Origin of the sequence: Bacillus sp. FSL W8-0183, from assembly GCF_038006825.1 — a bacterium.
GTDB classification, from domain to species: domain Bacteria; phylum Bacillota; class Bacilli; order Bacillales; family Bacillaceae; genus Bacillus; species Bacillus altitudinis.
The window spans coordinates 2,451,190-2,463,289 of record NZ_JBBOVY010000001.1 but is presented as its reverse complement, the minus strand read 5'-3'; the positions used below and the strand labels follow the sequence as shown (position 1 = coordinate 2,463,289).

Below are 12,100 nucleotides of genomic sequence, written 5' to 3'. Positions count from 1 at the left end.
ATGAAGACAAATGATTATGTAAAATATATGACGCAGGAAATCATTAAATATATGAATACACCACGTGACGAACGGAAAGAACATAAACAGGAAAAAATGGAGACAAAACCACCATTTTCTCAGCGTTTATTCGGTGTTCTGCCTTTTGGCTTCTCAATGATGCTAAAAAAACGTCAACGTCATCGACGAAAGTAAAAAGCCGCCAGCAGGCGGTTTTTTTCATGCCATTTTAGCTGTATTCTTCCACAACAATGACTTTATTGACCTTGTTCGAGTAAGGGTTATAGGAAATGGTGACATATACCCCAAATTCTTTGGCCTGATCTTTCAACGTAATATGATATTGCTTCACGGATTCTTTCTCCCGGTGCCGATCCCACACTTTTTGTTTGAATAAAACATGTGCTAACGGATACCGTTTTTTTGCTTCTTTGACTGCCCTTGTTTCCCATTGATCTGCGGCAGCAATGATTCCTTTTGCCTCCGCTAGATGGGCGCTTTGGATCAAAGGGCTTAACAGTAAACTGAGCATGATCATGATTCTTCCATATTTCAACTAACATCACCTCACCAATTATTATCCTGACCAAATCCTGCACTTTTATGTAAATTTTTAAGAAGTACAAATGTCACAGAAAAAAATATTGAATATGGCGAAAGAATGAGAAAATGGAAGAATTTTCTCGGTAATGTTCTTGTTTAAGAACAAAATGGACTAATTTGACGTTTTGGATTTTATAGGTAATTCCTTATACTGAGTGTAATCGTTCTTTTTAAAGAACAATTGTTCAAGGAGTTGAAAGATTCAATGAAACAGCCGCTCTTTGTACTATTTTGTGCTATTTGTTTGATTTTCACTTCTTTTTTTATTACGTCTACTAACGCTTCTTTTAACGATGTCGAGCATTCGAATTTTGTCATGAAAACATGTGAAAATTTCGAAGAGACAGATCAGCATTGCCAGCCAAAGAAATGGGATAGAAGTCATTTGAAACTGATCGATCAAACGATCATTGAGGGGACAGTCTGTGCGCCTCAAAAGCTGAGCATGTCACTAAAAAATATTGGACAACCCATCGCGCACTCTGAATGGAAGTGGGAACTACATAAAGTAGAGAGTGTTCAGATGCCATTACAAGATGGCCATGTTATTGAAAAAGGTGCTATACAGTCCCTCTCATCAGAAGAAATGACGACTGTCACGGCAGTTAAAGCAAAAACAAATGGAATCTATGTGTTTAAAATCTATTATCCTAAAGGGTTTGGTGGTTCTGAAAAGCCATTCTTTACGTCTCAACATATGCAGCTCTCGAATTGTCAAGAAAAGGCGTCCTAAATAGGGTTTGCCTGCTGAATGAAACATGATATGTAAAGGGGAGAAAGGTATGAAAAAGTGGATGAAAATGTCTGGGAGTATTCTTTACGCGCTGGTCTTCACGATGATGATTGTGTGTATTATTGTCGTGTTGTCATCAAGGACAACAGGCGGAGATCCTCAGATTTTTGGTTATGAGTTCAAGCAAGTATTATCTGGATCAATGGAACCGGAATTTTCGACTGGTTCATTGATTGTTGTGAAACATGTCACCTCACCTGAAACACTCAAAAAAGGGGATATTATTACGTTTCAAACGAAGCAAGACCAATCCTTTGTGACTCACCGCATTGTTGGGGTGAAAGGAAAAGGAGTAAATAAAGCCTTTGAGACAAAAGGAGACCACAATATGTATCAAGACGGCACGCTCGTCAAAGCGAATCAAGTGACTGCGCAGTATACGGGCGTGAACATTCCTTATGCAGGAAAGCTTCTTTCGTATGCAGGAACTTCTGCTGGGACCGCTCTTTTGCTCATTATTCCAGGGGTGATGCTGCTTGTTTATTCAACCATTCATTTTGTTGGTGCTGCCAAACATCGAAGACATACGGCTGAGTTACACATGTCAGAGGAACAAGCATAAATTTTCGTTTGTAACCTAAATCAGGTTTCAATAAAACAATTTATTAGGGGGTTCAATCATGGCAATGAAAAAATCAATTCGTTTAGGTGTTTTATCGGGAGCGTTAGGTCTTGCTTTAATTGGCGGGGGAACGTGGGCTGCATTTAATGATGTTGAGACGGCAAACGCGGTCTACTCTACAGGAGAGCTGAATCTATCTGCAAAAGAGAATTCCGGCGCCATCAACCTTGCGAACATAAAACCCGGTGACCGTATAAAGAAGGAATTTAATTTTGAAAATAAAGGGTCTCTTGCAATTAATCAAGTGCTGATGAGTCTTGATTATAGCCAGTTTCAAGATGGAACATCAGCGAAAAATGGCGGGAAGAATACAGCTGAAGAATTCCTCAGCCAATTTCAGGTGAGTGTTCTAACGGTTGGAGCCGAAGGTGGGAATGGATACCCGAAAAATATTATTTTAGACCATGCAAACCTGCTTGACCTGCATCTATTAACGTCAAAGCAGGATCAGACCGCATTTGAAAAGCTTCGTCATGCCGTCGATGAGAAGTTTTTACATGAAAGTGGTAAAATTAATGTTGCCACCGTTGATGGATCAACAGCTCCAGAGTATGACGGCATTCCAAAGAATCCGTTTGATTACGATAAAATGGAAATGATCATTGAATTTGTCAATGACCAGACGAAGGATAAAGCGGGTAACTATATCCAAAATAAATACCAAGGCGATGCGATTCAAGTTGATCTTTCCTTCGAAGCGACTCAGTGGAATGGTTTAACGATCAATCCAAAAAAGCATACGGATGAAAAAGGCTACGTGAAAGAAAACGAAAAAGCACACAGCGAAGATAAAAAATAAAGTCAGTCTTTAGACTGATAACAAGATCTGCATAGCAATTGGAGGAGTATGCGCTAAAATATGCGCATTACTCCTCTTCTTGCTTTTTTTTCCAGATTTGATAATCTAAAAATTCACGAAATTGCTTTTTCGAAACCCCTGATGTCATTGCATCTCGAACTAGTTTTTCCCATTCACTATCTAATTGACCATCGTATTCGGTTTCATCATTTTCGTTTAACAGTGTATGAACCGAGACGTCCAGAACAGCGGAGACTTTTTCAAGAAATTGAATGGAGGGGTTTGTTTGCAAGTTTCTTTCTATTGAACTTAAATAAGACTTCGCTACCCCAGCCTTTTCGGCCAGTTCTGATAGTGAGTAGCCTTTTTCATTGCGGTATTGTTTAATACGCTGGCCAATCAATGTCATCACCTTCCTTTCGATATTATAGCACATTCAGAAAGGTTTGATAGAATGACTTCTTGCCATAGGGGGAGACTCAGAGGACTTTTCGCGTGATTTGAGAAAATGACGGACTTCTTCTACTGTTAGTCCTGCTTTGCGCGCTTCGCGTAATAATTGAACCCATTCACTGTCTAATAACTTCGTTTTCTTTTCCATACAAATACCCTCCTAAAATACTGAATCGTGTATTTCAGGCACTTAACGCATGAAATGGAAAAACACAGGTGATAAGACCTCATAGATTGCTTGCGTCATGTTTCCGCCCAATACAAACAGACAAACGTTGCTTTTGATTGATCGAAAATTTGATATCACATGAAAGGGAGGGAGACTCGCTAAGTCAGCCTCCTCTTTTTTGCTGTAAGTAAAAAAGTCCGCCATTTTCAATCGTAAGACTGATTTTTGGTTCGTATAAAGTTTTAAGTGCTTGTCTTTCTATTTCATATTCTACAGATGTGTCTGAAGTCCCTTCATAAAATTGGTTTAAAAGTTCCGAGTCTTCTTTCCACTTTTGAACAGCTCTTACCGCCCAATCATCCGGCTCTTCATTGGCATAACGTTCCATCAGGCTGTAAAGCCGTTTGACGCCGCTCTCTGGCTTAATCATCGTACTCATTGTGAAGCAATAATCAGGAATTTGAGACGATAGCTCACGCGCTTCCAGCTTCTCTTGAAATTGTTCGATGACTTCTCCGCGTATTAGATGAAGTCCAAGAGACAGCAGTTTGTCTTTTTTGCGGTCTGCCAGATAGGATATTTTGACATTGAGACCAAGCCACGGCTCCAGTGCGATCTGGCTGTTTGTGAGCGGTCTGACTTTTTCGTACAGCCGAATAAAACGGCCTTGCTGTTTCACAACCTCGAATATTTGGAATAAACGAGGGGAGCCGAAGTGGACAAATTCTCCTTCGACCGAGTCATCAGCTTTTTTTTGATCGGTGATTAAAGTCAATTGCCGCGGCTCAGGTACGCCTCCCGTTTTTTCGAGCCAATGCCAATAAAAAGGACGGTTCATGATCAATTTATCCATTTCGATTGTCAGCTGTACGGTCATGTGTCCTGCACTTTCTTCAAGTATGTCGCATTGATTTGCCTGAAAGAAACGGAGAAGAAATGTGTGAATCTCGCGCTGCTCCATTGGTCAACTCTCCTTTATGAACCTTGCTGTCTTTCTTCTAAAAGCGGTGTTTGTGCTTCTGTTAAATAGGAAGCAAATTGGGTTAATTTCTTTTTCATGTCTACGTCAGACTCGTGCTGGAAGAGAATTTGATGCAATTCTGTTTCAGCATCTTGGATATCAATTCGGGTTAAAATATCATCTAGATCGCCAATGACGTTTTCAAACAGCTGAATTTTTTCATATAAAAGTTTTAAAATATGTTCTTCAACTGTCCCGCTAGTTGCCATATTGTAAATGTGGACATCCCGCTCTTGACCGAGCCTGTGAATACGTCCAATTCTTTGTTCCAAGCGCATTGGGTTCCACGGAAGGTCGTAGTTGATGATTTGGTTGCAAAACTGAAGGTTGATCCCTTCGCCGCCTGCTTCTGTCGCAATGAGCACTTGCGCCCGCTCTCTAAATAAATCTTTCATCCAGTCTTTTTTACTCCGTTTAAACCCGCCTCGAAAAGGAACCGAACTGATGCCGTTTTGCTGGAGAAACCATTGTAAATAAATTTGTGTCGCACGGTATTCAGTGAAGATAATGACTTTTTCATTTAATTGTTGAATGAGTTTAACGACTTCAAGTGCTTTAGAATTTTGTTCTACCTGGTTGATTTTCTCCATGATGTGCATCATCGCAGAAGCACCTAGAATGTGTTTTTCCTCTTCTTGCATTTTTTTAATGGTCATATAGACGGCCTCACGACTCGAACAGCATTCTCGTTCTAAGGTCATAATTGAAAACATGTGCTTCGTATAGGAAGGGTTTTCTTTTAACTTACAAATTTCATCATATAGTGCTTGTTCTGTCGGGGAGAAATCAATAGAAATCGTCTTTACATGCCGCTTTGACCATTCGATGCCAGTGTCTTGTCTTCTGTTCCGAATCATGACTTTATTGACTAACTGTTTTAGCCGGTCATGGTCCTCAAGTTGAAGGTCTTTTTTGGCAAAGAGGTCTTTAAACTGTGTTTCATTACCTAAATGGCCTGGCTTCAACAGAGAAACGAGATTAAAAATTTCTCCTATTCGATTTTGGATAGGTGTGGCTGTGAGCAGTAAGCAGAACTTTTTATTCAAATTTCTCACAAACTCATAGTTTTTCGTTTTATTGTTTTTCAGTTTGTGTGCTTCATCAATAACGACCATATCGTAGGAGATGGATAAGATCGTATCTCGATGTGGCTGTCTTTTGGCTGTATCAATTGAGGAAACCACAACATCGCACTGCTCCCACACATAGCTCTTCTTTTGTTCGACAGCATCTATGTAAAATTTCGACCGCAGTTCTTGTACCCATTGGGACACAAGGGAGGCGGGTACGAGAATGAGAATCTTTTTGGCAAGTCCGCGAATCATGTATTCTTTGATAATCAGTCCTGCTTCAACGGTTTTTCCAAGACCCACTTCATCTGCTAAAATGGCTTTCCCATTCATCTCTTCTACGACTCTTCTAGCGACTTCGAGCTGGTGTTTTAAAGGAGTAAATGCAGGCAGGTGCGCAGGTGCTTGCAGTCCTTCAAATGAATCAATGGCTGTCACTTTTTGTACTTGTGCTGCTAAACGGTACATATCCCAATTCGCCCAGGGACCGTCTGCTGTAAGCCGCTTTTGAAATTCACTTGCCCATTTTTGATCAAATATCGTTTGAATATTCAATGTGACCGCCTGCCTTTCTGGTAGAGTGATGATAAAATCGTTCTGTTTTTAAACGCTTCATTTTTTCATAGCGATTTAAAAGATGTTATATATCAATAAAAGCGAACGATAATGAATGATTATTTTAAAAATGTTAATGATTTTTCTGTTGCTCTTCATCCATTTCTAATGGTAGGATGTTGGTAAGTGATCTAGAGAATAAGTCACCCATTTTGATAGTATGTCCAATAAAGGTGAAGAATATGAGCGGATGATGGTATGGGGAGAGACCTAGCGGTTATTTTGCACTGACAGGCGCCGAAGGAGCAAGCTGAATTGGTTCAGTGAATCTCTCAGGCAAAAGTACTCTTACCGGACGCAACTCTGGAGAGTGTTTGCGCAGCGATTTTTAGCAAACCACCAAAGGGGAAAACGCACAATGATGTTGTGCTGTAAACTTTCAGGTGCAAGGACAGAGACTTCTTTTTGATAAAAGGGAGCGCTCTGTCCTTTTTTGCTGTGATTTTTTTCTGAAAATTCAGCTTGTGATGCACTGTAAGAAAAAAGGGGGAAACGATTGATGTTGAAACGAACACCGCTTTTTCATGCGTATGAAACGTTTGGCGCAAAAACCATTGACTTCGGGGGCTGGGAATTACCTGTCCAATTTTCTTCCATTAAAGAAGAACATGAAGCTGTTCGAACAAAAGCAGGGCTGTTTGACGTGTCTCACATGGGTGAGGTGGAAGTCACAGGTCAGGGAGCCCTTCCTTTTTTACAAAGGTTATTAACCAATGATCTGTCAAAGCTGACAGACGGTAAGGCACTATATACAGCCATGTGTTATGAAGATGGCGGAACGGTGGATGATCTGCTTGTCTACCAAAAAGAAAAGAACAACTATTTGCTTGTGATCAATGCTTCAAATATTGAAAAAGATGTGGATTGGCTGCTGAAACATCAAGGTGAGGAAGACGTTTTCATTAAAAATGTCTCTGATCAAACCGCCTTGTTAGCCCTTCAAGGACCTCTTGCTGCTGACATCATCAAAGATGTTGCGGATGAAGAGGTAACATCACTGAAGCCATTTACGTTTTTATCAAAAGCAATAATTGCGCAAAAAGAGGTGCTTGTATCAAGAACTGGCTATACAGGAGAAGATGGCTTTGAAATCTACTGCCAGTCAGAAGATGCTGTTCACCTTTGGACCGCTTTATTAGAAGCCGGACAGCCGAAAGGACTGATCCCATGTGGACTCGGTGCACGTGACACCTTAAGATTTGAAGCAAGACTCCCGCTTTATGGCCAAGAGCTCACGAAGGATATTTCTCCTTTAGAAGGCGGCATTGGTTTTGCTGTAAAAACGGATAAAGAAGCAGATTTTATCGGAAAAGATGCACTTAAAAAACAAAAAGAAGAAGGACCGAAGCGAAAGCTTGTCGGGATTGAAATGATAGATAAGGGGATTCCGCGGACAGACTATCCGGTCTTCTCAGGAGATAAGCAGATTGGTGTAGTCACAACCGGTACACAATCTCCAACATTAAAGAAAAATATTGGGCTTGCCTTGATTGAAACATCAGAGGCGCAGCTTGGGACAGAAGTGGAAGTGCAAGTTCGTAAAAAACGTCTAAAAGCCAAAATCGTCGCCACACCATTTTATAAAAGAGCCAAATAACGAGGAGGAATAGAGGATGAAGCACAGGTATTTGCCGCAAACAGAGCAAGATCAAAAAGAAATGCTGGATGTCATCGGTGTTCAGTCAATTGATGAGCTTTTCTCAGATATCCCAGAGAAAGTCAGATTCAAAGGTGCGTACAACATCAAAGAAGCCGCATCTGAAACAGAGCTAGTGCGGGAATTGTCTCGTCTTGCTGCAAAAAATAAAGATACAGTGGCTTATGCCTCGTTTTTAGGTGCTGGTGTGTATGATCATTACCAGCCTGTGATTGTCGACCATGTGATTTCACGTTCTGAATTTTATACAGCGTACACACCTTATCAGCCTGAAATTTCTCAAGGTGAATTGCAAGCAATCTTTGAATTTCAAACAATGATTGCTGAGCTGACTGGCATGGATATTGCCAACTCCTCGATGTATGATGGCGGAACGGCATTAGCTGAAGCGGCGATGCTGGCAGCAGGACATACAAAAAAGAAAAAGATTGTGGTCTCTGAAACGGTTCATCCTGAATCAAGAGCGGTGCTGAAAACATATGCGAAAGGACAGCATATTGAAGTCGTCGAGGTACCTGCGCGAAAAGGTCAGACCGATCTAGCCGCATTAGAAGAAGCCGTCTGTGACGAAACAGCAGCGGTCCTTGTACAATACCCAAACTTCTTCGGTGTTGTTGAACCATTAAAGGACATTGAACCGATTGCGCATAAAGGGAAAAGTTTATTCATCGTCTCAAGTAACCCGCTTGCACTTGGTTTACTGACACCACCAGGAAAGCTTGGGGCAGATATTGTCGTTGGTGATGCGCAGCCATTTGGCATTCCAGCTGCATTTGGCGGCCCTCATTGTGGATATTTCGCTGTGACGAAAAAATTAATGCGGAAAGTGCCGGGGCGTTTAGTCGGGCAAACAGAAGACGAGAACGGGGTGCGAGGATTTGTGCTGACCCTTCAAGCGCGCGAGCAGCATATCCGAAGAGACAAAGCGACTTCAAATATTTGTTCAAACCAAGCATTAAATGCGTTAGCCGCTTCTGTTGCGATGACGGCGCTTGGGAAAACAGGTATCAAAGACATTGCCTATCAAAACGTACAAAAGGCCCATTATGCCAAGACGCAGGCAGAAAAACATGGGTTACAGGCTGAAATAGAGGGTGCTCATTTTAATGAATTTGTGTTGAAACTGAATGAACCTGTGAAAGAAGCGAATGAGCGATTGCTTGAAAAAGGAATCATCGGTGGATATGACTTGGGACGGGATTATCCAGAGCTTCAGCAGCATATGCTCGTCGCTGTGACAGAACTAAGAACAAAAGAAGAAATTGATACGTTCATCAAGGAATTGGGGGATCGTCATGAATAAACAAGATCAGCCGCTTATTTTTGAATTATCCAAAGAAGGAAGAATTGGTTACAGCCTGCCTGATTTAGACGTACCTGAGGAGAAGCTCCCAGATTTATTTGATGAAGCGTATATCCGCCATGAAGATGCGGAGCTGCCAGAGGTTTCTGAACTGGATATTATGCGTCACTACACAGCATTATCTAGGCGTAATCACGGGGTCGATTCTGGCTTTTATCCTCTAGGCTCTTGTACGATGAAATATAATCCAAAGATTAACGAAAAGGTGGCACGTCTTGCAGGCTTCTCGCATGTGCATCCACTTCAAGAGGCAGACACTGTGCAAGGTGCATTAGAGTTACTTTATGATTTAGGTGACCATTTAGAAGAAATTACAGGAATGGACGCCGTGACATTACAGCCTGCGGCAGGAGCACATGGCGAATGGACGGGGCTCATGATGATTCGTGCATACCATGAAGCAAGAGGAGATCTTAAACGAACAAAAGTCATCGTACCTGATTCTGCTCATGGAACAAATCCCGCATCTGCAACAGTAGCAGGATTTGAAACGATTACGGTGGCATCTAATGAACATGGGCTTGTCGATTTAGACGACCTGCGCCGTGTTGTCAATGAAGAAACAGCGGCTCTCATGCTCACAAATCCAAATACACTCGGCCTTTTTGAAGAAAATATTTTAGAAATGGCTGAAATCGTCCACGGAGCAGGCGGGAAGCTTTATTATGATGGAGCGAACTTAAATGCTGTATTAAGCAGAGCAAGACCGGGGGATATGGGATTTGATGTGGTTCACTTAAATCTTCATAAAACCTTTACAGGTCCACACGGAGGAGGAGGCCCTGGTTCAGGTCCAGTTGGCGTGAAAAAGGATTTGATTCCATATTTGCCAAAGCCAGTGCTTGTGAAGAAAGAAGGTCGTTATTTCTTTGATTACGATCGTCCAGAATCCATCGGCCGTGTGAAACCGTTCTATGGGAACTTTGGTATCAATGTCAGAGCGTATGCGTATATCCGCTCTATGGGACCAGACGGCTTAAAGGCTGTAACGGATCATGCGGTGTTGAATGCAAACTATATGATGCGCCGCTTATGTGCTCATTATGATTTGCCATTTGACCGCCACTGTAAGCATGAATTTGTCCTTTCAGGTAAACGTCAAAAGAAACTAGGTGTGCGGACACTGGATATTGCCAAACGATTACTTGATTTTGGCTATCATCCGCCAACGATTTACTTCCCGCTAAATGTAGAGGAATGTATCATGATTGAACCAACTGAAACAGAATCAAAAGAAACCCTTGATGCATTTATTGAAGCGATGATTCAAATTGCAAAAGAAGCGGAAGAGAACCCAGAAATCGTACAGGAAGCACCACATACAACCGTTGTGAAACGAATGGATGAAACAAAGGCTGCACGGAATCCAGTGCTGGTTTTTGAAAGAAAATAAAAAGACTCATGGGGGCAATAGCTCCCAGAGTCTTTTTTGTTAGTTCTTTGTTTTAATGCGGCCGCCCCATTTTTTAAAGCCGCCCTTTAAATTATAAATCTCACGACAGCCATTTTTACGTAACGTTTGAGCAGCTTTTCCGCTTCTCAAATTATTTTGGCAATAGAGATAAACAGGCTTGTCAGGGCGTATTTCATTTTTGCGCTGCTTTAATTGTGAAAGGGGAATGTTTCTTGCGCCTAAAATATGTCCACCTTCAAACTCATTTGGTTCTCTCACATCAATGAGTTGGGCTTTGCGGTAACCTTTGATAAATTCTGCTTCCGTCAGCGTTTTCATTATGCGCTGCTGATAAATGTAACTGCCGATGGAATAAAGAACGAAAAGTCCACAAAGTGAGAGGACGATATAGTTGAATATTGGCAATACGACTCGACTCCTTCTTGAGCATCAGCACAGTCACCTGTCTGATGGTACGTTTTAGACAAATACTATTATAGTAAAGCAAAAGAAACTTGTCATCATAAATGGTAAGAATTATTTTCAATTCCTTCCCTATTTGATAGACTGATGAAGAGAGAAAATCGGTGGTCACCACCATTATCTAACATTGACTACGTAAAAGAGAAGGGATTTTATATGCAAAAAGAGAAATGGTGTTTCATTGATACAGGAAACCAAGACCCTGCCTTTAACATGGCCATGGACGAAGCCTTGCTTTATTGGCATAGCGAGAAGCTGATCCCGCCTGTGATCCGTTTTTATGGTTGGAATCCAGCGACATTATCTGTTGGATATTTTCAACATGTTGAAAAAGAAATCAACATGGAAGCGGTTGAGCGCTATGGTCTTGGATTTGTTCGCAGGCCTACAGGAGGTCGCGGTGTTCTTCATGATCAGGAATTGACCTACAGTGTGATCGTGTCAGAAGAGCACCCAGAGATGCCAGCGACGGTGACAGAGGCATACCGCGTCATTTCAGAAGGGATTTTAGAGGGCTTTAAAGAACTGGGACTCGATGCGTATTTTGCCATTCCTCGTACAGAAAAAGAAAAAGAAAGCTTAAAAAATCCAAGATCGTCTGTATGTTTTGATGCGCCTTCATGGTACGAGCTTGTTGTAGAAGGCAGAAAAGTAGCAGGCAGTGCGCAAACAAGACAAAAAGGTGTGATCCTCCAGCATGGCTCGATCTTAATTGATCTTGATGAGGACAAATTGTTTGATTTATTTCTGTATCCAAACGACCGGGTGAGAGAGCGGATGCAGCGCAGCTTTAAAAACAAAGCGGTGGCGATCAATGAAATTTCAGATCGAACATGTACGATAGACGATGCGCGTGTTGCATTTAAACGAGGGTTTGAAAAAGGATTAAATATCGAGCTTGTGCCTTATGAGCTGACAGATGAAGAGTTGGCATTTGTTCATCACCTCGCCAAAACGAAATACGCCACAGATGATTGGAATTACAAGCGTTAAGACGAAGGACTCTTCTTGTTTTTTAATGGGCGATGGTGTAGAATTGTTATGATTATTAAGTAAAGG

Annotated in this window: 14 protein-coding genes and 2 riboswitches; of the genes, 8 read left to right on the top strand and 6 right to left on the bottom strand. The window is 41.5% G+C overall.

The window, feature by feature from the left end; all coding sequences use genetic code 11:
* Nucleotides 1–195: a YqzE family protein gene (locus tag NSQ64_RS13080; RefSeq protein ID WP_024718846.1), complete on the top strand. Its 195-nt coding sequence runs from the start codon at nt 1–3 to the stop codon at nt 193–195.
* 34 nt (nt 196–229) lie between these two features.
* Here the strand turns inward: NSQ64_RS13080 and NSQ64_RS13075 are convergent, their stop codons facing one another.
* Entirely contained in the window at nt 230–556 is a 327-nt protein-coding gene (locus NSQ64_RS13075; protein WP_025207617.1) for a DUF3889 domain-containing protein, read from the bottom strand.
* Nucleotides 557–808: 252 nt separating this feature from the next.
* On the opposite strand from NSQ64_RS13075, the gene tapA reads away from it, so the two are divergent.
* Genes tapA through tasA form a run of 3 tightly spaced genes read left to right on the top strand, consistent with a single transcriptional unit; the run spans nt 809 to nt 2,817 of the window.
* Complete coding sequence (gene tapA, locus NSQ64_RS13070) at nt 809–1,336, top strand: amyloid fiber anchoring/assembly protein TapA (RefSeq protein WP_146271109.1); 528 nt, start codon at nt 809–811, stop codon at nt 1,334–1,336.
* 49 nt (nt 1,337–1,385) lie between these two features.
* Nucleotides 1,386–1,958, top strand: coding sequence for a signal peptidase I SipW (sipW, locus tag NSQ64_RS13065; RefSeq protein ID WP_017357979.1), 573 nt, complete (start codon nt 1,386–1,388; stop codon nt 1,956–1,958).
* Between the two features lie 58 nt (nt 1,959–2,016).
* Complete coding sequence (gene tasA / locus NSQ64_RS13060) at nt 2,017–2,817, top strand: biofilm matrix protein TasA (protein WP_008342195.1); 801 nt, start codon at nt 2,017–2,019, stop codon at nt 2,815–2,817.
* Between the two features lie 67 nt (nt 2,818–2,884).
* Here the strand turns inward: tasA and sinR are convergent, their stop codons facing one another.
* The 4 genes from sinR to NSQ64_RS13040 form a co-directional block, all read right to left on the bottom strand.
* The gene (gene sinR, locus NSQ64_RS13055; RefSeq protein WP_017357978.1) at nt 2,885–3,220 is read right to left on the bottom strand and encodes a transcriptional regulator SinR; all 336 of its coding nucleotides are present in this window, start codon (nt 3,218–3,220) and stop codon (nt 2,885–2,887) included.
* 33 nt (nt 3,221–3,253) lie between these two features.
* Nucleotides 3,254–3,418, bottom strand: coding sequence for an anti-repressor SinI family protein (locus NSQ64_RS13050; protein WP_008342197.1), 165 nt, complete (start codon nt 3,416–3,418; stop codon nt 3,254–3,256).
* A gap of 184 nt (nt 3,419–3,602) precedes the next feature.
* Nucleotides 3,603–4,400, bottom strand: a complete 798-nt coding sequence (locus NSQ64_RS13045; RefSeq protein WP_017367588.1) for a YqhG family protein — start codon at nt 4,398–4,400, stop codon at nt 3,603–3,605.
* A gap of 14 nt (nt 4,401–4,414) precedes the next feature.
* A complete protein-coding gene (locus tag NSQ64_RS13040; protein ID WP_341016862.1) occupies nt 4,415–6,085 on the bottom strand; it encodes a DEAD/DEAH box helicase in 1,671 nt (556 codons plus the stop codon).
* Between the two features lie 250 nt (nt 6,086–6,335).
* A riboswitch (glycine riboswitch) is annotated at nt 6,336–6,443 on the top strand.
* Between the two features lie 3 nt (nt 6,444–6,446).
* Nucleotides 6,447–6,542, top strand: a riboswitch (glycine riboswitch).
* 102 nt (nt 6,543–6,644) lie between these two features.
* Here NSQ64_RS13040 and gcvT point away from each other — a divergent pair.
* From gcvT to gcvPB, 3 genes are read left to right on the top strand one after another with little or no spacing between them, the layout of a single operon-like run.
* Complete coding sequence (gene gcvT / locus NSQ64_RS13035; protein ID WP_072367814.1) at nt 6,645–7,742, top strand: glycine cleavage system aminomethyltransferase GcvT; 1,098 nt, start codon at nt 6,645–6,647, stop codon at nt 7,740–7,742.
* A 16-nt stretch (nt 7,743–7,758) separates the two neighbouring features.
* Nucleotides 7,759–9,105 (top strand): aminomethyl-transferring glycine dehydrogenase subunit GcvPA, encoded by a 1,347-nt coding sequence (gene gcvPA, locus NSQ64_RS13030; RefSeq protein ID WP_079920618.1) that lies wholly within the window; start codon nt 7,759–7,761, stop codon nt 9,103–9,105.
* Nucleotides 9,098–10,558 (top strand): aminomethyl-transferring glycine dehydrogenase subunit GcvPB, encoded by a 1,461-nt coding sequence (gene gcvPB / locus NSQ64_RS13025; RefSeq protein ID WP_039166001.1) that lies wholly within the window; start codon nt 9,098–9,100, stop codon nt 10,556–10,558. Before gcvPA ends, gcvPB begins: the two co-directional genes overlap by 8 nt.
* Before the next feature lie 39 nt (nt 10,559–10,597).
* Here gcvPB and NSQ64_RS13020 read toward each other — a convergent pair whose 3' ends face one another.
* Nucleotides 10,598–10,978, bottom strand: a complete 381-nt coding sequence (locus tag NSQ64_RS13020; protein ID WP_024718853.1) for a rhodanese-like domain-containing protein — start codon at nt 10,976–10,978, stop codon at nt 10,598–10,600.
* Between the two features lie 219 nt (nt 10,979–11,197).
* Between NSQ64_RS13020 and NSQ64_RS13015 the strand changes: the two genes are divergently transcribed.
* Nucleotides 11,198–12,034, top strand: a complete 837-nt coding sequence (locus NSQ64_RS13015; protein WP_017357972.1) for a lipoate--protein ligase family protein — start codon at nt 11,198–11,200, stop codon at nt 12,032–12,034.
* The last annotated feature ends 66 nt before the right edge of the window (nt 12,035–12,100 follow it).